Annotated in this window: 18 protein-coding genes; 12 read left to right on the top strand and 6 right to left on the bottom strand. The window is 72.6% G+C overall.

Going from position 1 to position 19,185, the window contains the following annotated elements; translation table 11 throughout:
- Positions 1–122 precede the first annotated feature (122 nt).
- Together AB0G59_RS22760 and AB0G59_RS22765 are read right to left on the bottom strand one after the other, a co-directional pair.
- Positions 123–2,507, bottom strand: coding sequence for a Tex family protein (locus tag AB0G59_RS22760; protein WP_360914443.1), 2,385 nt, complete (start codon positions 2,505–2,507; stop codon positions 123–125).
- A gap of 75 nt (positions 2,508–2,582) precedes the next feature.
- Entirely contained in the window at positions 2,583–3,440 is an 858-nt protein-coding gene (locus AB0G59_RS22765; RefSeq protein WP_360914446.1) for a hypothetical protein, read from the bottom strand.
- Between the two features lie 113 nt (positions 3,441–3,553).
- Between AB0G59_RS22765 and AB0G59_RS22770 the strand changes: the two genes are divergently transcribed.
- Together AB0G59_RS22770 and AB0G59_RS22775 are read left to right on the top strand one after the other, a co-directional pair.
- A complete protein-coding gene (locus AB0G59_RS22770; RefSeq protein WP_360914449.1) occupies positions 3,554–4,534 on the top strand; it encodes a GlxA family transcriptional regulator in 981 nt (326 codons plus the stop codon).
- Positions 4,535–4,567: 33 nt separating this feature from the next.
- Positions 4,568–5,215, top strand: coding sequence for a DJ-1/PfpI family protein (locus AB0G59_RS22775; protein WP_360914452.1), 648 nt, complete (start codon positions 4,568–4,570; stop codon positions 5,213–5,215).
- On the opposite strand, the gene AB0G59_RS22780 is transcribed toward AB0G59_RS22775, so the two are convergent.
- Positions 5,199–5,951, bottom strand: a complete 753-nt coding sequence (locus tag AB0G59_RS22780) for an enoyl-CoA hydratase/isomerase family protein (protein ID WP_360914455.1) — start codon at positions 5,949–5,951, stop codon at positions 5,199–5,201. The genes AB0G59_RS22775 and AB0G59_RS22780 overlap by 17 nt on opposite strands.
- Positions 5,952–6,197: 246 nt before the next feature.
- Here AB0G59_RS22780 and AB0G59_RS22785 point away from each other — a divergent pair, with 246 nt between their 5' ends.
- Positions 6,198–6,716 carry an ATP-binding protein gene (locus AB0G59_RS22785; RefSeq protein ID WP_360914458.1) on the top strand — a complete coding sequence of 173 codons (519 nt, stop codon included), beginning with the start codon at positions 6,198–6,200 and terminating at the stop codon, positions 6,714–6,716.
- On the opposite strand, the gene idi is transcribed toward AB0G59_RS22785, so the two are convergent.
- From idi to galE, 3 genes are all read right to left on the bottom strand, one after another.
- Positions 6,691–7,302, bottom strand: coding sequence for an isopentenyl-diphosphate Delta-isomerase (gene idi / locus AB0G59_RS22790; protein WP_360914461.1), 612 nt, complete (start codon positions 7,300–7,302; stop codon positions 6,691–6,693). The genes AB0G59_RS22785 and idi overlap by 26 nt on opposite strands.
- 100 nt (positions 7,303–7,402) lie before the next feature.
- Positions 7,403–8,350, bottom strand: a complete 948-nt coding sequence (locus AB0G59_RS22795) for a cation diffusion facilitator family transporter (RefSeq protein WP_360914464.1) — start codon at positions 8,348–8,350, stop codon at positions 7,403–7,405.
- Positions 8,351–8,502: 152 nt separating this feature from the next.
- Positions 8,503–9,489, bottom strand: coding sequence for a UDP-glucose 4-epimerase GalE (galE, locus tag AB0G59_RS22800; RefSeq protein WP_071965419.1), 987 nt, complete (start codon positions 9,487–9,489; stop codon positions 8,503–8,505).
- A gap of 254 nt (positions 9,490–9,743) precedes the next feature.
- On the opposite strand from galE, the gene AB0G59_RS22805 reads away from it, so the two are divergent.
- The 9 genes from AB0G59_RS22805 to hpnD all read left to right on the top strand — a co-directional run bounded on the left by AB0G59_RS22805 (position 9,744) and on the right by hpnD (position 19,104).
- Positions 9,744–11,555 (top strand): DUF5941 domain-containing protein, encoded by a 1,812-nt coding sequence (locus AB0G59_RS22805; RefSeq protein ID WP_360914632.1) that lies wholly within the window; start codon positions 9,744–9,746, stop codon positions 11,553–11,555.
- Positions 11,552–12,304 carry a phosphocholine cytidylyltransferase family protein gene (locus AB0G59_RS22810; RefSeq protein ID WP_360914468.1) on the top strand — a complete coding sequence of 251 codons (753 nt, stop codon included), beginning with the start codon at positions 11,552–11,554 and terminating at the stop codon, positions 12,302–12,304. Before AB0G59_RS22805 ends, AB0G59_RS22810 begins: the two co-directional genes overlap by 4 nt.
- Positions 12,292–13,353 carry an iron-containing alcohol dehydrogenase family protein gene (locus tag AB0G59_RS22815; protein ID WP_071965416.1) on the top strand — a complete coding sequence of 354 codons (1,062 nt, stop codon included), beginning with the start codon at positions 12,292–12,294 and terminating at the stop codon, positions 13,351–13,353. Before AB0G59_RS22810 ends, AB0G59_RS22815 begins: the two co-directional genes overlap by 13 nt.
- The gene (locus AB0G59_RS22820) at positions 13,331–14,110 is read left to right on the top strand and encodes a CDP-alcohol phosphatidyltransferase family protein (RefSeq protein WP_360914471.1); all 780 of its coding nucleotides are present in this window, start codon (positions 13,331–13,333) and stop codon (positions 14,108–14,110) included. Before AB0G59_RS22815 ends, AB0G59_RS22820 begins: the two co-directional genes overlap by 23 nt.
- A complete protein-coding gene (locus AB0G59_RS22825; protein WP_360914474.1) occupies positions 14,107–15,003 on the top strand; it encodes a glycosyltransferase in 897 nt (298 codons plus the stop codon). The genes AB0G59_RS22820 and AB0G59_RS22825 overlap by 4 nt, the downstream gene beginning before the upstream one ends.
- 78 nt (positions 15,004–15,081) lie before the next feature.
- Positions 15,082–16,017 carry an ABC transporter permease gene (locus AB0G59_RS22830; protein WP_360914478.1) on the top strand — a complete coding sequence of 312 codons (936 nt, stop codon included), beginning with the start codon at positions 15,082–15,084 and terminating at the stop codon, positions 16,015–16,017.
- Positions 16,010–16,801, top strand: coding sequence for an ABC transporter ATP-binding protein (locus tag AB0G59_RS22835; protein ID WP_360914481.1), 792 nt, complete (start codon positions 16,010–16,012; stop codon positions 16,799–16,801). The genes AB0G59_RS22830 and AB0G59_RS22835 overlap by 8 nt, the downstream gene beginning before the upstream one ends.
- A gap of 456 nt (positions 16,802–17,257) precedes the next feature.
- Positions 17,258–18,157, top strand: a complete 900-nt coding sequence (gene hpnC, locus AB0G59_RS22840) for a squalene synthase HpnC (RefSeq protein ID WP_071965410.1) — start codon at positions 17,258–17,260, stop codon at positions 18,155–18,157.
- Positions 18,154–19,104 carry a presqualene diphosphate synthase HpnD gene (gene hpnD / locus AB0G59_RS22845; protein WP_071965409.1) on the top strand — a complete coding sequence of 317 codons (951 nt, stop codon included), beginning with the start codon at positions 18,154–18,156 and terminating at the stop codon, positions 19,102–19,104. Before hpnC ends, hpnD begins: the two co-directional genes overlap by 4 nt.
- Positions 19,105–19,185: the final 81 nt, after the last annotated feature.

Raw genomic sequence — 19,185 nt, forward strand, 5'->3', positions numbered from 1 at the left:
TGGATCTTCCGCCGGTTCCGGGCGACAAAATCAGCCCGTCCGGCGTTTGAGGACCGGGGTCCGGGGCGGAGCCCCGGTTACGGGAAGGGGCGGGGTGGGGGAGAAATCCCCCCGGCCCCGGCCTAGCGGCCCTTCGGCCCGCTCAGCAGGCCCGCGCGCCGCAAGGCATCCGCCATCGCGCTGTCGGCGGGAGCCGCATCGCGGCCCCCCGCCTCGCGCCGCGGGCGGGGCGTACCCCCGCGCCGCTGCCCACCGCGCTCCGCGCGCTCCCGCGGGGCACCGGCGTTGTCCTTGGCCCCGCCGCCCGCCACGGCCGCCGCTTCGTCGTCCAACCTGAGCGTCAGCGAAATCCGCTTGCGCGGAATGTCGACGTCCATCACCTTCACCCGCACGATGTCCCCCGGCTTCACCACGTCCCGCGGGTCCTTGACGAACGTCTTCGACATCGCCGAGACATGGACCAGCCCGTCCTGGTGCACGCCGATGTCCACGAACGCCCCGAACGCGGCGACGTTGGTGACGACGCCCTCCAGGAGCATCCCCGCCGCCAGGTCGCCGATCTTCTCGACGCCCTCCTTGAATGTCGCCGTCTTGAACGCGGGACGCGGGTCGCGGCCGGGCTTCTCCAGCTCGCGCAGGATGTCGGTGACCGTCGGCAGACCGAAGGAGTCGTTGACGAAGTCGTCGGGCCGCAGCGAGCGCAGCGTCGCCGTGGCGCCGATGAGGGAGCCCACCGCGCCGCCCGTGGCCTTCGCCATGGCGCGGACCAGCGGGTACGCCTCGGGGTGGACGCTGGAGGCGTCGAGGGGGTCGTCGCCGCCGCGGATGCGGAGGAAGCCCGCGCACTGCTCGTAGGCCTTCGGGCCGAGCCGGGCCACGTCCTTGAGGGCCTTCCGGGAGCGGAAGGGGCCGTTGGAGTCGCGGTGGGCGACGATGTTGTCGGCGAGGCCCGAGCTGATGCCCGAGACGCGCGAGAGCAGGGGGGCGGAGGCGGTGTTGACGTCGACGCCCACGCCGTTGACGCAGTCCTCCACGACCGCGTCCAGCGACCGGGACAGCTTCACCTCGGACAGGTCGTGCTGGTACTGGCCGACGCCGATCGACTTCGGGTCGATCTTGACGAGCTCGGCGAGCGGGTCCTGCAGGCGGCGGGCGATGGACACCGCGCCGCGCAGCGACACGTCGAGGTCCGGCAGCTCCTGCGAGGCGAAGGCGGAGGCGGAGTAGACCGAGGCGCCGGCCTCGGAGACCATCACCTTGGTGAGCCCCAGCTCGGGGTGACGGGAGATCAGATCGGCGGCCAGCTTGTCGGTCTCGCGGGAGGCCGTGCCGTTGCCGATGGCCACGAGCTCCACGGCGTGCTCACGGGCGAGCCGGGCCAGCGCGGCCAGGGAGGCGTCCCACTTGTTCTGCGGAACGTGCGGGTAGATCGTCTCGGTGGCGGCCACCTTGCCCGTGGCGTCCACGACGGCGACCTTCACGCCCGTACGGAAGCCGGGGTCGAGGCCCATCGTGGCGCGCGTGCCGGCCGGCGCCGCGAGCAGCAGGTCGCGCAGGTTCGCGGCGAAGACCCGGACCGCCTCGTCCTCGGCGGCCTGGCGCAGCCGCAGCCGCAGGTCGATGCCGAGGTGGACCAGGACCCGGGTGCGCCAGGCCCAGCGGACGGTGTCGCCCAGCCACTTGTCGCCCGGCCGGCCGCGGTCGGCGACGCCGAAGCGGCGCGCGATCGCCTGCTCGTACGCGCTCGGGCCCGCGCTCGTCTCGTCCGGCGCCTGCGGCTCCAGGGTGAGGTCGAGGACCTCCTCCTTCTCGCCCCGCAGCATCGCCAGCACCCGGTGCGAGGGCAGCTCGGTGAAGGGCTCGGCGAAGTCGAAGTAGTCGGCGAACTTCGCGCCCGCCTCCTCCTTGCCCTCGCGCACCTTCGCGGCCACGCGCCCGCGCGACCACATGCGCTCGCGCAGCTCGCCGATGAGGTCCGCGTCCTCGCCGATCCGCTCGGTGAGGATGGCCCGGGCCCCCTCCAGCGCGGCGGCCGCGTCCGCGACGCCCTTGTCCGCGTCGACGAAGGCGGCGGCGGCCGCCGCCGGCTCGACGCCGGGGTCGGCGAGCAGCCCCTCGGCCAGCGGCTCCAGCCCGGCCTCCCGCGCGATCTGCGCCTTGGTGCGCCGCTTGGGCTTGAAGGGCAGGTAGATGTCCTCCAGCCGGGCCTTGGAGTCGGCGGCGCGGATCCGCGCCTCCAGCGCCTCGTCCAGCTTGCCCTGCGAACGCACGGACTCCAGCACGGCCGTCCGCCGGTCCTCCAGCTCCCGCAGATACCGCAGCCGCTCCTCCAGGGCGCGCAGCTGCGCGTCGTCGAGCATCTCGGTCGCTTCCTTGCGGTAGCGCGCGATGAACGGGACGGTCGAGCCGCCGTCGAGCAATTCGACGGCTGCCCGCACCTGCCGTTCCCGTACGCCGAGCTCCTCGGCGATCCTGCCTTCGATCGACGTCGACGTCGTCACGATCACGCTCTGCTTTCTTCCGGGATCTCTCCTCGAGCCGCGATCTGCATTGTGGCAGGTGCCGCCGACGGGGGCCGCGTCCTACCCCCGCAGGTCCGCCGGGAATCCGCCCGCCTCCACGACGGCCGTGGTGAACGCCGTCAGCAGCTCGGTCAGGCGCTCGACGCCCGCCGCGCCCAGGTGCTCGTAGGGCGCCGCGTCCAGGACGTCCGTCTCGTCCTCGAGGGTCTCGCGCAGCGTGATGCCGGCCTCGGTCAACCGGCCGTCCGCGCCCAGCAGTCCGCGCCGCTCCAGCCGCTCCCGGCCCGCGGTCAGCTCCTCCTCGCTCCAGCCGCGCGTGGTCAGCAGCCACTTCAGCGACATGCCGCGCCCGGTGACGGAGTGGCTGACCAGCGCCTCGACGGGGTCCAGCCCGGTCCGCGCGAGGGCGATCAGGTGTCCGTCGCCGCGGTACTCGCGCAGCAGCGTCGCCGCGTGCCACAGGGCGAGGTGCGGGGCGCCCGGCACGGGCAGGTCGGCGTGGGCGGCGTAGAGCGGGCGCACGGGACGCTCGCAGGCCTCCGTCGCGCGCAGCGCCAGCTCCGCGGCCTCGGCCATCTCAGCGGAGGCCAGAGCCTCCTCGCCCAGCAGGCGCCGCAGCGTGGCGTCGGCGGCCCGCAGACGTGCGTCGAGGACCTCCTGAGGCGAGGCGAGGTCCCACACCCGCGGGACGTGCCGCGCCACCATCTCGTGCTTGAAGCTGTGGAACGTCGCCGTGACGACGCCCGCGCCGACCCGGCCGAACGCGGCGGACCGCGCGGCGAGATAGACGGCGCTGCGCTCCTCGATGCCGAGCCCGGCCATCTCGCGGACGGAGTCGGGGGAGAAGTAGACGACCGAGTGGAAGGGGTTGACGACGTTGTGGCAGCGGCGTCCGGCGCGCGCGGGAAGAGAGCTCATGTCCCGCACGTTACCGACTGGTTGGTTTGGCGCGGAAGGCCGGGGTCGCCATGGCAGGAAAGGTGGGGAGCTCGTCATTGCGGCCATCGCCCGCCCGCCGCAGCATGAGGACCATGACCTCCCGCCGCACCGTGCTGATCATCCTCTACGAAGGGGTGCAGAGCCTCGACGTCACCGGCCCGCTCGAGGTGTTCCACGGCGCCGGCGTCCTGCTCGGCGACCTGGGCACCTACCGGGTGCGCACCGCGACCGTCGACGGCGCACCGGTGCGCACCGGCAGCGGACTGCGCCTCGCCCCGGACGCCGCGCTCGACGAGTGCGCCGCGGCGGACATCGTGCTCGTACCCGGCGGCCAGTGCATGGCCGACGCCGACCCGCGGCTGCTGGACTGGCTGCGCCGCGACGGCCCGCGCGCCGGGCGGCTGGTCTCGGTGTGCACGGGCGCGTTCCTGCTCGCCGCCGCCGGGCTGCTCGACGGCCGCCGCGCCACCACGCACTGGGCGTTCTGCGAGGACTTCGCACGGCGGTACCCCGCCGTACGGCTGGATCCCGAGCCCGTCTTCGTGCGCGACGGCGGCATCGCCACCTCGGCCGGCGTCACCGCCGGCATCGACCTCGCGCTGGCCCTCGTCGAGGAGGACCACGGCCGGCGGACCGCGCTCGCCGTCGCCCGCCACCTCGTCGTCTTCCTGCGCCGCCCCGGCAACCAACGGCAGTTCAGCACCCAGCTCGCCGCCCAGACCGCCGACCGGCCGGCGCTGCGCGACCTCCAGCACTGGATCGCCGAACACCCCGGCGCCGACCTGAGCGTCGAGGCCCTCGCCGGCCGCGCCAGCCTCTCGCCCCGGCACTTCGCCCGCGCCTTCCAGGCCGAAGTGGGCGTCACTCCCGGCCGCTACGTCGAGGGCGTGCGGCTGGAGGCCGCCCGCCGCCTGCTGGAGGAGACCGCGCAGAGCGTCGCCGAGGTCTCCCGCGCCTGCGGCTACGGCACGCCCGAGGCCATGCGCCGCGCCTTCGTCCGCACCCTGGGCACGGCGCCCGCCGAATACCGGCGCCGGTTCAGGACCCCGGCGCCCTCCCTGACCACCGCCTGAGGCCCGTTCACCACACGAGAGAAGGAACACCGCATGCAGATCGCCATCCTGCTCTATCCCGGCTTCACCACGCTCGACGCCATCGGCCCGTACGAGTCGCTGCGCCTGTCCGGCGGGGAGAGGACCTTCGTCGCCGAGCGGCCCGGCCCCGTGGTCAACGACAGCGGAACGCAGGCGCTCGTGGCCGAGGCCGCGCTGGCGGACGTGCCGCACCCGGACATCATCGTGGTGCCGGGCGGCCCGCCGGAGAACCTGCCCCTCGCGCCCGGCCCCGTCCAGGACTGGCTGAAGGAGGCGGACCGGACGGCCACGTGGACGACGTCCGTGTGCACCGGCTCCCTGATCCTGGGCGCCGCCGGGCTGCTGACGGGCCGCCGGGCCACCTCGCACTGGCTGTACCTGGAGGACCTCGCCGCCTACGGTGCCGACGCGACGGGGGAGCGGGTCGTCACCGACGGCAAGTACGTCACGGCCGCCGGGGTCTCCTCGGGCATCGATATGGGGCTCACGCTCGTGGGCCGGATCGAGGGCGACCGCGCCGCCCAGTCCGTTCAGCTGATGATCGAGTACGACCCGCAGCCGCCGTACGACGCGGGCTCCCCGCAGAAGGCGCCCGCCGACCTCGTGGCCGAGTGGCGGAAGATCCGGGCCGGGGAGGAGGGCGTCACACCGTCCAGGTGAACCGCGGCCGCCTGCGCTCGAGGAAGGCGGCGACCCCCTCCGCGGGGTCCGTGCTGCCGCGCGCTTGCCCGGCCCAGTGCGCCAGGCGGTCCTCGCCCGCCGGCCCGGCCGCGAACTCCTTCGCCGCGGCCTGCGTCAGCTGGGAGCGGGAGGCGAGGGTCGCGGCGAACTCCGCGACCCGCTCGTCCAGGGCCCCGGCCGGCCACACCTCGTCCACCAGGCCCGTGCGCAGCGCCCGTTCGGCGTCGATCAGCTCGGCGGAGAACAGCAGGTACTTGGCCGTCGCCGGGCCGACCAGGTCCACCAGGCGCCGGGTGGAGGAGGCCGCGTAGACGATGCCCAGCCGGGCCGGGGTGATGCCGAAGGAGGCGTCCTGCGCGGCGAACCGCAGATCGCAGGCGGCGGCGAGCTGGCAGCCGCCGCCCACGCAGTGGCCGCGCACGGCGGCGATCGTCGGCTTGGGGAAGGCCGCCAGCGCCTCCTCGGCCGCGACCGCGAGGCCGCGGGCCCGCTCGCCGCCGTCCTCGCCCAGGCCGGAGATGTCCGCGCCCGCGCAGAACGTCCCGCCCTCGCCGGTCAGCACCAGCACCCGTACGGCCGGGTCGGCCGCACACCGCTCGAGCAGGGCGGGGAGCGCCTGCCACATGGCCGTGGTCATGGCGTTGCGCTTGGCCGGGTTGGCGATGCGGACGGTGGCGGTGGCGTCGGCGACGTCCAGATGCAGTGCGGGCTCCATGCGCCGGATGCTAGCCGGGACGACCCTGCTCATGATCACCGGCAGGTCTCGGAAGATGACAGTCCGCATCGTTCATTGAAGGATGAACGCGACAGCCAGGAACAGTCGCCGAAGCGGCCGCGGCACACGTACGCGATCAAAACCCGTCGATAGCAGCTGACTTCTGTTCAGCCGACCGGTGCGGACCCCCTGATTCCCAACACTCGACCTGTGCGGTCGAGCCACGGCGAGGGGTTGGTATCGGACATGGAGATCCTCGGGGGCGTACCGCCCGAGCCGGGCCAGGCGCCCCCGCCCCGGAAGCCGGCCGAGTACGACGGGACCTGGCGGTACACCACACCCGCGCTCGACTGCTCGGTGCCCCGGGCCAGACACGCCGTCCGCGACCTCATCCGGCGCCGGCGGGTACCGCTGCGCGAGGACCTGCTGCACGGGCTGCTGCTCATCGTCTCCGAGCTGGTCACCAACGCCGTCCGGCACGCGGCGCTGCTCTCCCCGGAGGTGGCCGTGGAGGTCTCCATCGGCCCCGAGTGGGTGCGCGTGGCCGTCGAGGACAGCCACCCCTACCGCCCCAAGGCGCTGGAGGCGTTCGCCGAGGACGAGCCGCGCACCGGCGGCCGGGGCCTGCTGCTCGTCCAGGCGACCGTCGACGAGGTGGGCGGCCGGTGCGACGTCGAGCACACCGCGAGCGGCGGCAAGGTGGTCTGGGCCGCCCTGCCGCTGCACCCGTGCGCTGCCGCTACCAGCCCGCTGAGGCCCCGGTGACCTCGCGGATCGCGGGACGCGCGGCGTCCAGCACCGTCGAGAACCACGCGGAGAACGTGCCCGTCCGCCGCAGCTCGTCGAGCTCGGCCGGGGTGACGAACGCGGTCTGGGCGATCTCCTCGGGGTCCGGGTCGGGCTCCGCCCGCACGGTCCCGACGAAGAGGTGGTTGTACTCCTGCTCGACCAGGCCCGAGGCGGGGTCGGGGTGGTTGTAGCGCACGGTCCCGGCCTCGCGCATCAGCGCGGGCGCCAGGCCCAGCTCCTCGCCGGTGCGGCGGGCGGCGGCGACGAAGGGCGGCTCGTCCGGGTAGGGGTGGCCGCAGCAGGTGTTCGACCAGACGCCGGGGGAGTGGTACTTCCCCAGGGCCCGGCGCTGCAGCAGCAGCCGGCCCTCGTCGTCGAAGAGGAAGACCGAGAAGGCACGATGCAGCCGGCCGGGCGCCACGTGGGCGGAGAGTTTCTCGGCGGTGCCGATGGTCGTGCCGTCCTCGTCGACCAGCTCCAGCATGATCGGTTCAGCGGCGTCGGCGGAAGCGGGTACCGCGGCGGAGTCGGCGGAGCGGTCCGTGGCTGATGTGATCGGCATTGACCATCCTCGTTGTCTGTCTTCGACCCTCAAGTCTGCCGTACGAGATGCCCAGGGCGGCGACGGATGAGTCCTGGCCGGCCCGCCGGGCGGCGGCCGGTCAGTGGCAGAGCCTGGCCTCGTGCTCGGCGTGCCCGCTGGGCTCCAGCTGGAAGGTGCAGTGCTCGACGGCGAAGTGCTCGCCGAGGCAGCCCTGCAGGTCGTGGAGTATCTTCCCGTGCCCGGCCGAGTCCAGCGCCGCCGGGTCGACCACCACGTGCGCGGACAGCACCGGCATCCCCGATGTGATGGTCCACACATGCAGGTCGTGCAGGTCCTCCACGCCCGGCAGGGCCATGATGTGCGCCCGCACGTCGTCCATGTCGACGTCCTTCGGCGCCGCCTCCAGCAGCACGTCCAGCGCCTCCCGCAGCAGCTTCAGCGTGCGCGGGACGATCATCAGCCCGATGATCAGGGAGGCGATGGGGTCGGCCTGCGTCCAGCCCGTCAGCATGATCACCACGGCCGAGAGGACCACGGCCAGCGAGCCCAGCGCGTCCGAGAGGACCTCCAGGAACGCCCCGCGCACATTGAGGCTCTCCTTCTGGCCGCGCATCAGCAGGGCCAGCGAGATCAGGTTGGCGATCACGCCCACCAGACCGAAGGCCACCGTCATCCCGCCCGGCACCTCGGTGGGGTTGCGCAGCCGCTCGACCGCCTCGAAGAGGATGAAGCCGCCGACCCCCAGCAGGAGCAGACAGTTCAGCAGCGCCGCCAGGATCTCGGCGCGGGCGTATCCGTACGTGCGCCGTCCGCCCGGCGGCCGGTTCGCGAAGTGGATCGCCACCAGCGCCATCGAGACCCCCACCGCGTCCGTGGCCATGTGCCCGGCGTCCGCGAGCAGCGCCAGCGATCCGGTCAGCGCACTGCCGACGATCTCGGCGACCAGCACCGTCACGGTGATGCCCAGCGCGATGCGCAGCCGCCCCTTGTAGGCGGCGGCCGCGGTGCCGCTCGTGCCGGGCGGGGGTCCCCCGTGCGAGTGGCCGTGGTCGTGCCCCGCTCCCATGAATGCCGCCTCCGAAGATCGCCCGGAACGGCCGGCGGGTGCCGGCCGAGCCCCAGTGAACTACGGGTGGGGGGTATCGGGCAACGCGGCACTGAACACCGTTGTCATTGCCCTGACCTGCGACGATGCCCACGCTGCCGATATCGGCCGGATCAGCTGCGACGTGCCTCCGGGTGGTGGAGGCACCACCCTTCCCAGGCCGAAGTGACCATGCTCAGCAGGTCGTGCCGAGCACTCCAGCCCAGCTCCTTCGCGATCAGCTCCCCGGACGCCACGACACGCGCCGGATCACCCGGACGGCGTGGCCCGGTCTCGGCCGTCAGTTCGGGCCGGCCGGTGACCTCACTGATCAGATCGGCCATCTCCCGCACCGACACCCCGCGCCCGGTGCCCACGTTCAGCGTCAGATCGCCCGTGCCCGGCCGCTCGGCGAGGCGGCGGGCGGCGGCCAGATGGGCCGTGGCCAGGTCCTCGATGTGGATGTAGTCACGGACGCAGGTGCCGTCCGGCGTGTCGTAGTCGGTGCCGAAGATCCGCGGGCGCTCGCCACGGGTGACGCGGTCGAACATCATCGGGATGATGTTGAAGACGCCGGTGTCGGCCAGCTCCGGCCGGGCCGCGCCCGCGACGTTGAAGTAGCGCAGGCACGCCGTCGAGATGCCGTGCGCGGCACCCGTCGCCCGGACGAGCCACTCGCCGGCCAGCTTCGTCTCGCCGTAGGGATTGATCGGCAGGCACGGTGTGTCCTCGGTGACGAGGTCCACGTCGGGCATGCCGTAGACGGCCGCGGAGGAGGAGAAGACGAAGCTGCGGATCCCGGCGGCGACGACCGCCTCCAGCAGCACCGTCAGCCCGTGCACGTTCTCGCGGTAGTAGAGCAGCGGCTTCTCCACCGACTCCCCGACCTGCTTCTTCGCCGCCAGGTGCACCACACCGGTCACGTCCAGCTCCGCGAACGCGCGGTCCAGCACCTCGCGGTCGAGCACCGAGCCCCGCACCAGCGGGACGCCGTCGGGCAGCCGGCCGGCCACGCCGGAGGACAGGTCGTCCAGCACGGCAACCCGCTCCCCGGCCTCCGTCATCGCCCGCGCCACGTGCGCCCCGATGTACCCCGCTCCGCCTGTGATCAGCCACGTCATGACGGCAGCCTATTCCAGCCAGACGACGGGAAACGTTTCGTCCGTCCGTGGGAACCGTCCGGATTCCCCGGGCGTCCTGTCAGTGACGGGACGCCCGGGTGCACGTGCGGTGAACGGTGGCTTCCGGTGATCCGATAGCCTCTGCCGACGTGCCGCACGCCGCCCCGCGGCCGGGGCCTGGCGCGCCACGCACGCCGCCCGGTCACTTCGCGGACCCCGAGGCGGCCACGCCAGCTTCCAAGGAGTGAGTTCGTCTGTCGACCGCCATCCTCACCGGCACGCCGCCCGCCGGCTCCTCCCTCGAGGACGACCTGCGGTCCCTGGGCTTCGACGTCCGCACGGCCCCTGACGCCGCCGGCGCCGCCTCGGCGCTGGCCGCCGTCCCGGCCGCCGAGCGGGTCGCCCTCGTCGACCACCGCTTCGTGGGCCACGTCCACGCCCTGCGGCTCGCCCTGACCGACCCGCGCTTCCCCGCCGCCGCCGTCACCGGCGCGCTCACCGCGCAGCCGGCGGCCCGCGCGGCGCTGACGCGCGCGCTCACGGCGCTCGCCGGCCGGCCCGCGCCGTCCGCGCAGCCGTCGGGCGCCGCCGAGGCCGGCCTGCCGGACGCCACCGCCGAGCGGCTGACCGCCGACGGCCTGGCCGTGCACCGCCCGGAGCTGGGCGTCCTGGTCGCGGCCGTACCGGCGGACGACGACATCCGCGCCAAGGCGGCGGCCGAGACCGCCGCCGTCGACGACGAGGCCGTCCGGCTGCGCAGCGCCGTGAAGTCCCGCGACGGCTTCTTCACCACCTTCTGCATCAGCCCGTACTCCCGCTACCTCGCCCGCTGGTGCGCCCGCCGCGGCCTCACCCCCAATCAGGTGACCACCGCCTCGCTGCTGACCGCGCTGATCGCGGCCGGCTGCGCGGCGACCGGCACGCGCCCCGGGTACGTCGCCGCGGGCGTCCTGCTGATCGCGTCGTTCGTGCTCGACTGCACCGACGGCCAGCTCGCCCGCTACTCCCTCCAGTACTCCACCCTCGGCGCCTGGCTCGACGCGACGTTCGACCGCGCCAAGGAGTACGCCTACTACGCGGGCCTCGCGCTGGGCGCGGCCCGGGGCGGGGACGACGTATGGGCCCTCGCGCTCGGCGCGATGATCCTGCAGACCTGCCGGCACGTGGTCGACTTCTCCTTCAACGAGGCCAACCACGACGCCACCGCCAACACCAGCCCCACCGCCGCCCTCTCCGACAGGCTCGACAGCGTCGGCTGGACGGTCTGGGTACGGCGCATGATCGTGCTGCCCATCGGCGAGCGCTGGGCGCTGATCGCGGTCCTCACCGCGCTCACCACCCCCCGCGTCGTCTTCGTCGTGCTGCTGATCGGCTGTGCCTTCGCCGCCTGCTACACCACCGCCGGCCGCGTGCTGCGCTCGCTGACCCGCAAGGCCAAGAGGACCGACCGGGCCGCCCAGGCGCTGGCGGACCTCACCGACTCGTTCTGGCTCACCGTGGAACCGGCCCGCAAGAGGCCCGGCGCCGCGTACGCCGCGCCCCTGTGGGCGTTGGCGGCCGCCGCCCTGCTGCTGATCCGTCCGCTCCTCTTCGGCGGGGCCGGCACCTGGTCGGCCCTCGCCCAGGCCGTGGCCTACGCCGGGTTCGCGGCCATCGCTGTCCACCACAGCCTCAAGGGCCCCCTCGACTGGCTGGTGCCGCCGATCTTCCGCGGCGCCGAGTACGGCATGATCCTCGGCCTGGCGGCGCTCTCCGGCGCCCCGGGCGCCCTGCCCGCGGCTTTCGGCCTCGTCGCCGCGGTCGCCTACCATCACTACGACACGGTGTACCGCATCCGTGGCGGCACCGGTGCCCCGCCGCACTGGCTGGTGCGGGCGATCGGCGGGCACGAGGGGCGGGTCGTGGCGGTCACGGCCGCCGCCGCCCTCTGGCACGGCCGGGGCTTCACCATCGCGCTGACGGTCCTCGCGGCCGCCATCACGCTCCTGGTGCTCAGCGAGAGCATCCGGTTCTGGGTGTCCGCCGGGGCGCCCGCAGTACACGACGAAACAGGAGAACCCGCATGATCGGCCTCGTGCTGGCAGCCGGCGCCGGACGGCGTCTGCGTCCCTACACCGACACCCTGCCCAAGGCCCTGGTGCCGGTCGGCCCCGAGGGTGCCGAGGAGTCGCTCACCGTTCTCGACCTCACCCTCGGCAACTTCGCCGAGGTCGGCCTGAGCGAGGTCGCGATCGTCGTCGGCTACCGCAAGGAGGCCGTGTACGCGCGCAAGGAGGAGCTGGAGGCCAAGTACGGCCTCAAGCTCACCCTGATCGACAACGACAAGGCCGAGGAGTGGAACAACGCCTACTCCCTGTGGTGCGCGCGTGAGGTCCTCGGCCGCGGCGTGATCCTCGCCAACGGCGACACCGTCCACCCGGTCTCCGTCGAGAAGACGCTGCTCGCCGCCCGCGGCGACGGCCAGAAGATCATCCTCGCCCTCGACACGGTGAAGAACCTCGCCGACGAGGAGATGAAGGTCGTCGTGGACGGCGAGAAGGGCGTCCAGAAGATCACCAAGCTGATGGAGCCGTCCGACGCCACCGGCGAGTACATCGGTGTCACGCTCATCGAGGCCGACGCCGCCGCCGAGCTGGCCGACGCCCTCAAGGTCACCTTCGAGCGCGACCCCGACCTGTACTACGAGGACGGCTACCAGGAGCTCGTCAACCGCGGCTTCAAGATCGACACGGCCCCCATCGGCGATGTGAAGTGGGTCGAGATCGACAACCACGACGACCTCGCCAAGGGCCGGGAGATCGCGTGCCAGTACTGACGAGGCTCATCCCCTCGCCGGTCGTCGTCGACATCCGCGCCGGTGCGCTGAACGATCTGGCCTGCGTCCTCGCCGACCAGCGGATCTCCAGCTCCGGCAAGCTCGCCATCGCCATCAGTGGCGGCTCCGGGGCGGCGCTGCGCGAGCGGCTCGCCCCGGCGCTGCCCGGCGCCTCCTGGTACGAGGTCGGCGGCGGCACCCTCGACGACGCCATCAGGCTCGGCGACCGCATGAAGAAGGGGCACTACGACGCCGTCGTGGGCCTCGGCGGCGGCAAGATCATCGACTGTGCGAAGTACGCCGCCGCGCGGATCGGCCTGCCGCTGGTCGCCGTGGCCACCAACCTCTCGCACGACGGTCTCTGCTCGCCGGTCGCCACGCTCGACAACGACGCGGGCCGCGGCTCGTACGGCGTGCCGAACCCCATCGCCGTCGTCATCGACCTCGACGTCATCCGCGAGGCCCCCGTCCGCTACGTCCGCTCCGGCATCGGCGACGCGGTCTCCAACATCTCCGCCGTCGCGGACTGGGAGCTCGCCCACCGCGAGCGCGGCGAGAAGATCGACGGCCTGGCCGCCGCGATGGCCCGCCAGGCCGGCGAGGCCGTGCTGCGCCACCCCGGCGGCGTCGGCGACGACGGCTTCCTGCAGGTGCTGGCCGAGGGCCTGGTCCTCACCGGCATCTCGATGTCCGTCGCCGGTGACAGCCGCCCCGCCTCCGGCGCCTGCCACGAGATCAACCACGCTTTCGACATCCTCTTCCCCAAGCGCGCCGCCAGCCATGGCGAGCAGTGCGGCCTCGGGGCCGCCTTCGCGATGCACCTGCGCGGTGCCCGCGAGGAGTCCGCGCTGATGGTCGAGGTGCTGCGGCGGCACGGCCTGCCCGTGCTGCCCGGCGAGATCGGCTTCACCGACGACGAGTTCGTGCAGGTGGTGGAGTACGCACCGCAGACCCGCCCGGGGCGGTACACGATCCTGGAGCACCTCGACCTCTCCACCCACCAGATCAGGGACGCCTACGCCGACTATGCACAAACCGTCAGTCGCTGAACTCCGCCCGGTCGTCCACCCCGCAGGTGTGAAGGACCGGCGCAGCGGTGAGCACTGGGCCGGTCGCCTGTACATGCGAGAGATCTCGCTGCGCTGCGACCGGTATCTGGTGAACACCCGGATCACGCCCAACCAGCTCACCTACCTGATGACCGTCGCGGGCGTCCTCGCGGCCCCGGCCCTGCTGGTGCCGGGGATCACGGGCGCCGTGCTCGGCGTCGTCATGGTCCAGCTCTACCTGCTGCTGGACTGCGTCGACGGCGAGATCGCCCGCTGGAAGAAGCAGTACTCGAACTCCGGGGTGTACCTGGACCGGGTCGGCGCCTACCTGTGCGACGCCGCGGTCCTGCTCGGCCTCGGCCTGCGCGCCGCCGACTTGTGGGGGAGCGGCCGGATCGACTGGCTGTGGGCCTTCCTCGGCACCCTCGCCGCGCTCGGCGCCGTCCTGATCAAGGCCGAGACCGACCTCGTCGGTGTCGCCCGCCACCAGGCCGGGCTGCCGCCGGTCAAGGAGGCGGCCTCCGAGCCGCGCTCCTCCGGCATGGCGCTGGCCCGCAAGGCCGCCGCGGCGCTGAAGTTCCACCGGCTGATCCTCGGGATCGAGGCGTCCCTGCTGATCCTCGTCCTCGCGATCGTGGACGCGGCCCGGGGCGACCTCTTCTTCACCCGCCTCGGCACGGCCGTCCTCGCGGGCATCGCCGTCCTGCAGACGCTGCTGCACCTCGTGTCCATCCTCGCCTCGAGCAGGCTGCGATGAGCGCCGCCGCCGCGCGCGTCGGCGCGGTCGTGCTGACCATGGGCAACCGCCCCGAGGAGCTGCGCGCCCTGCTGGAGTCGGTCGCCAAGCAGACCGGCGAGGCGATCGAGGTCGTCATCGTCGGCAACGGCTCCCCGCTGCCCGAGCTGAGCGTCCCCGGGCTGAGCGTGCGGACCGTCGAGCTGCCCGAGAACGTGGGCATCCCGGCGGGCCGCAACGTCGGCATCGAGGCGTTCGGCCCGGCCGGCCGGGACGTGGACATCCTGCTCTTCCTCGACGACGACGGCCTGCTGCCGGGCCAGGACACGGCACAGCTGTGCCGGGAGGCCTTCGCCGCCGACCCCGAGCTGGGCATCATCAGCTTCCGCATCGCCGACCCCGACACCGGCGAGACCCAGCGCCGCCACGTGCCGCGGCTGCGGGCCGCAGACCCCATGCGCTCCTCGCGCGTGACCACCTTCCTCGGTGGCGCGAACGCGGTCCGCACGCGGGTCTTCGCCGACGTCGGCGGGCTGCCGGACGAGTTCTTCTACGCCCATGAGGAGACCGACCTCGCCTGGCGGGCCCTCGACGCGGGCTGGATGATCGACTACCGGTCGGACATGGTGCTGCACCACCCGACCACGGCCCCCAGCCGGCATGCCGTCTACCACCGCATGGTGGCCCGCAACCGGGTGTGGCTGGCCCGCCGGAACCTTCCGGCACCGCTGGTCCCCGTCTACGTCGGGGTGTGGCTGCTGCTGACCCTGGCCCGGCGTCCGTCGCTGCCCGCGCTGCGCGCGTGGTTCGGCGGATTCCGGGAGGGCTGGACGACTCCTTGCGGTCCACGGCGCCCGATGAAGTGGCGTACCGTGTGGCGCCTGACCCGACTGGGTCGCCCGCCCGTGATCTGACAAGCTCTTGTCTGAGAGCACCGGGCGCGAGCCGGGGCCCGGCCCCGGCAGCGCACCTTGAGGACGAAAGTGTCAATTGTGAGCGAGACAACGCACGACAGTGCGGTCGCCATGAGTGCCCCGCCGTCACCCGACGACGGTCTGCCCGCCGCCGAGCTGGCCCGGAAGTACGGGCTCGCGGTGAGCGGCGCCCGGCCGAGCCTGCCGGACTACGTCCGGCAGCTGTGGGACCGGCGGCACTTCATCATCGCCTTCTCCCGGGCGAAGATGACCGCCCAGTACAGCCAGGCCAAGCTGGGCCAGGTCTGGCAGGTGGCCACCCCCCTGCTGAACGCCTCGGTGTACTTCCTGATCTTCGGCCTGCTGATGCAGCAGGGCAAGGACATGGGGATCCGCAACTACATCCCCTTCCTGGTGACGGGGATCTTCGTCTTCACCTTCACGCAGAGCTCGGCGATGGCCGGCGTGCGCTCGATCGCGGGCAACCTGGGGCTGGTGCGCGCCCTGCACTTCCCGCGGGCGGCGCTGCCGATCTCCTTCGCGATGCAGCAGCTGCAGCAGCTGCTGCTCTCGATGCTGGTGCTGTTCCTCTTCCTGCTCGGCTTCGGCCACATGCCCGCGCTGTCGTGGGTGCTGATCGTTCCGGTGCTGGTGCTGCAGTTCCTCTTCAACACCGGCCTGGCGATGATCCTGGCCAGGCTGGGCAGCAAGACCCCCGACCTGGCGCAGCTGCTGCCCTTCATCACGCGCACCTGGATGTACGCGTCCGGCGTGATGTACAGCCTGTCCACGGCGCTGGAGAAGACGCACGCGCCGAAGTGGGTCGCCGACCTGCTGGCCGCCAACCCGGCCGCCGTCTACATCGACCTCATGCGCTGGGCGCTGATCGACGACCGCAGCCACATCCACCTGCCGCCGCACGTATGGGCGCTGGCGGCCGGTTGGGCGCTGGTCGTGGGCGTCGGCGGTTTCGTGTACTTCTGGAAGGCTGAGGAGAAGTACGGCCGTGGCTGATCAGAACACCGGGACCGAGGCGTCCGCACCCCTGCCCACCGTGATCGCGGACGACGTCCACATCGTCTACCGCGTCTACGGCGGCAACACCGGCCGCGGCAGCGCGACCGCCGCCCTGAACCGGATCGTCAAGCGCAAGCCCGGCGCGGGCGTGCGCGAGGTGCACGCGGTCAAGGGGGTGAGCTTCACCGCCTACCGGGGCCAGGCCATCGGCCTGATCGGCTCCAACGGCTCGGGCAAGTCCACCCTGCTCAAGGCGGTGGCCGGGCTGCTGCCCACCGAGCGCGGCAAGATCTACACCGATGGCCAGCCCTCGCTGCTGGGCGTGAACGCGGCCATGATGAACGACCTCACGGGCGAGAAGAACGTGATGCTCGGCGGTCTGGCCATGGGCATGTCGCGCGAGCAGATCCGCGAGCGCTACCAGGACATCGTCGACTTCTCCGGGATCAACGAGAAGGGCGACTTCATCACGCTGCCCATGCGGACCTACTCCTCCGGCATGGCGGCCCGGCTGCGCTTCTCCATCGCGGCGGCCAAGGACCACGACGTCCTGATGATCGACGAGGCCCTGGCCACCGGCGACCGCTCCTTCCAGAAGCGCTCCGAGGAGCGCATCCGCGAGCTGCGCAAGGAGGCCGGCACGGTCTTCCTGGTCAGCCACAACAACAGGTCCATCCGGGACACCTGCGACCGGGTGCTGTGGCTGGAGCGCGGCGAGCTGCTGATGGACGGCCCGACCGACGAGGTGGTCCGGGCGTACGAGAAGGAGACGGCCCGCTAGCGGAATCCGCGCCCGTGCTTCCCCGGAGCACCCCGGGAAGCACCGGTCGCACCGGGCCCCCGCAGGCGTGTGCCGGCGGGGGCCTTGACCGTTCCGTGACGATCAACTCGCTTATTGTCAGGGCCGATTCGGGCATCGCGTGGCATTGTATGGATCAAGCACGCACCCCGGCGGGCGTCGGACACTTGTGCGGCGTACGCTGTAGCGTGCTCTTTTGCTGCTGTTTGTGGTGGGGCATGGCGATACCCGCGCACCCCGCTGCCGAGGGTGCACAGGGGGAGGCTCGATGGGGAGCCCGGGGCGACGCCCCTACCCTGCGGCGTGTCCGAAATAGGATGTTCTGGGTCGGCAGTGTAGAACGGGAGATGTGACGGCAATGGCTGCATTGGCCGTATTGGCCAGGGGCTCTCTCCAGATCAGAGACGCGTACGCCGTCCCCGGTCCGGGCAGCCCTCGATGACGGCGGGGACGGACGCGCACGCGCGCGCCGTGCTCGACAAGGCCGCGCACGAAAACTTTCCCGTGGCGCCTTTCTTCGTGCCCCGCGCCTGGCGTGCCGATCTCATGGCGATCTACGGCTACGCCCGTCTCGTCGACGACATCGGCGACGGCGACCTGGCTCCCGGCGGCCGCGACGCCGAGCTGCTGGGCCTGGACCGCGAGCAGAGTGACGACCGTCTCACCATGCTCGACGCCTTCGAGGCCGACCTCCTGCGCGTCTTCGACCCCACCGGCACGGGCCCCCGCCACCCGCTGCTGATCCGCCTGCGTCCGACCGTCCGCCGGTGCGGTCTGACCCCCGAGCCCTTTCTCGGGCTGATCGAGGCCAACCGCCAGGACCAGCGGGTGAGCCGCTACGCCACGTACGACGAGCTGCTCGCCTACTGCGAGCTGTCCGCCAACCCCGTCGGCCGTCTCGTCCTCGGCATCACCGGCACAGCGAGCCCCGAGCGGATCCGCCACTCGGACGCGGTGTGCACCGCACTGCAGATCATCGAACACCTACAGGACGTCGCCGAGGACCTTGGACGCGACCGCGTCTACCTCCCCGCCGAGGACATGAAACGCTTCCGTGTGACGGAGTCCGACCTCGCCCTGCCGACCGCCGGCGCATCGGTGCGCGCCTTGGTCGCGTACGAGGCGGAACGCGCCGGGCGCCTGCTGAATGAAGGCACCCCACTGGTGGGTAGCGTCCACGGCAGGCTGAAGCTGTTGCTCGCGGGGTTCGTGGGCGGGGGGAGGGCCGCGCTCCGGGCGGTCACCGCCGCGGGACACGACGTACTCCCCGGACCGCCCAAGCCCACCAAGCTCAGCGTGCTGCGCGAGGTGGGGGCGACACTGCGAAGAGAGGGGTGAGCGGGACCGTGAACGGAACGCCACACGCGTCCGCACCGGTACTCGCCGCGTACAGCTACTGCGAGGCCGTCACCGGACAGCAGGCCGGCAACTTCAGCTACGGCATCAGGCTGCTGCCCGCGGCCAAGCGACGGGCCATGTCGGCCCTGTACGCCTTCTCGCGGCGCGTCGACGACATCGGTGACGGCCCCCTGGACCCCGAGTCCAAGCGGCTGCGGCTCGAGGAGGCCCGTACGACGCTGGACCGGATCCGGGACGGCGCCGTCGACGAGGACGACACCGACCCGGTGGCCGTCGCGCTCGCGCACGCCGTGCGCCGCTTTCCCATTCCCATCGGAGGGCTCGACGAACTGATCGACGGCGTTCAGATGGATGTGCGCGGCGAGACCTACGAGACGTGGGACGAGCTCGCCGCGTACTGCCGCTGTGTCGCCGGCGCCATCGGACGGCTCTCCCTCGGCGTGTTCGGCACCGTGCCCGGCGCCCGGGACGCCGCACGCGCTCCCGAGTACGCCGATACGCTCGGCCTCGCCCTGCAGCTCACCAACATCCTGCGGGACGTGCGCGAGGACGCGGCCAACGGCCGCACCTACCTGCCCTCCGAGGACCTCGCCAAGTTCGGCTGCTCCGCCGGCTTCCACTCCGTGCGGCCCCCGGCCGGCGCCGACTTCACCGGCCTGGTGCACTACGAGGTGCGCCGCGCCCGCGCCCTGTTCGCCGAGGGCATGCGGCTGCTGCCCATGCTCGACCGGCGCAGCGGCGCCTGCGTCGCCGCCATGTCCGGCATCTACCGCCGGCTGCTGGACCGCATCGCCGAGGAGCCGCAGGCCGTGCTGCGCGGCAGGGTCTCCCTGCCCGGGCGCGAGAAGGCCTTCGTCGCCGTGCGCGGACTGTCCGGGTACGACGCCCGCAGCGTCCACCGGCAGACCGCCAGGGGGCGCGCTTGATGACCCGCACGCACACCGGCACCGGGCGCCGCCGCGGCGGCAAGCGGTGCGCAACCCTCCGCCCGGCGATCGCGTCCCTGA

The organism is Streptomyces sp. NPDC021096, assembly GCF_040641275.1.
Taxonomy (GTDB): Bacteria; Actinomycetota; Actinomycetes; order Streptomycetales; family Streptomycetaceae; genus Streptomyces.

What these genes read in the sequence shown, in the direction of transcription:
- AB0G59_RS22765 (WP_360914446.1), bottom strand. Translation starts at nt 3,440, where the DNA reads ATGAGCTCTCTTCCCGCGCGCGCCGGACGCCGCTGCCACAACGTCGTC.
- AB0G59_RS22770 (WP_360914449.1), top strand. Translation starts at nt 3,554, where the DNA reads ATGACCTCCCGCCGCACCGTGCTGATCATCCTCTACGAAGGGGTGCAG.
- AB0G59_RS22775 (WP_360914452.1), top strand. Translation starts at nt 4,568, where the DNA reads ATGCAGATCGCCATCCTGCTCTATCCCGGCTTCACCACGCTCGACGCC.
- AB0G59_RS22780 (WP_360914455.1), bottom strand. Translation starts at nt 5,951, where the DNA reads ATGGAGCCCGCACTGCATCTGGACGTCGCCGACGCCACCGCCACCGTC.
- AB0G59_RS22785 (WP_360914458.1), top strand. Translation starts at nt 6,198, where the DNA reads ATGGAGATCCTCGGGGGCGTACCGCCCGAGCCGGGCCAGGCGCCCCCG.
- idi (WP_360914461.1), bottom strand. Translation starts at nt 7,302, where the DNA reads ATGCCGATCACATCAGCCACGGACCGCTCCGCCGACTCCGCCGCGGTA.
- AB0G59_RS22795 (WP_360914464.1), bottom strand. Translation starts at nt 8,350, where the DNA reads ATGGGAGCGGGGCACGACCACGGCCACTCGCACGGGGGACCCCCGCCC.
- galE (WP_071965419.1), bottom strand. Translation starts at nt 9,489, where the DNA reads ATGACGTGGCTGATCACAGGCGGAGCGGGGTACATCGGGGCGCACGTG.
- AB0G59_RS22810 (WP_360914468.1), top strand. Translation starts at nt 11,552, where the DNA reads ATGATCGGCCTCGTGCTGGCAGCCGGCGCCGGACGGCGTCTGCGTCCC.
- AB0G59_RS22820 (WP_360914471.1), top strand. Translation starts at nt 13,331, where the DNA reads ATGCACAAACCGTCAGTCGCTGAACTCCGCCCGGTCGTCCACCCCGCA.
- AB0G59_RS22825 (WP_360914474.1), top strand. Translation starts at nt 14,107, where the DNA reads ATGAGCGCCGCCGCCGCGCGCGTCGGCGCGGTCGTGCTGACCATGGGC.
- hpnC (WP_071965410.1), top strand. Translation starts at nt 17,258, where the DNA reads ATGACGGCGGGGACGGACGCGCACGCGCGCGCCGTGCTCGACAAGGCC.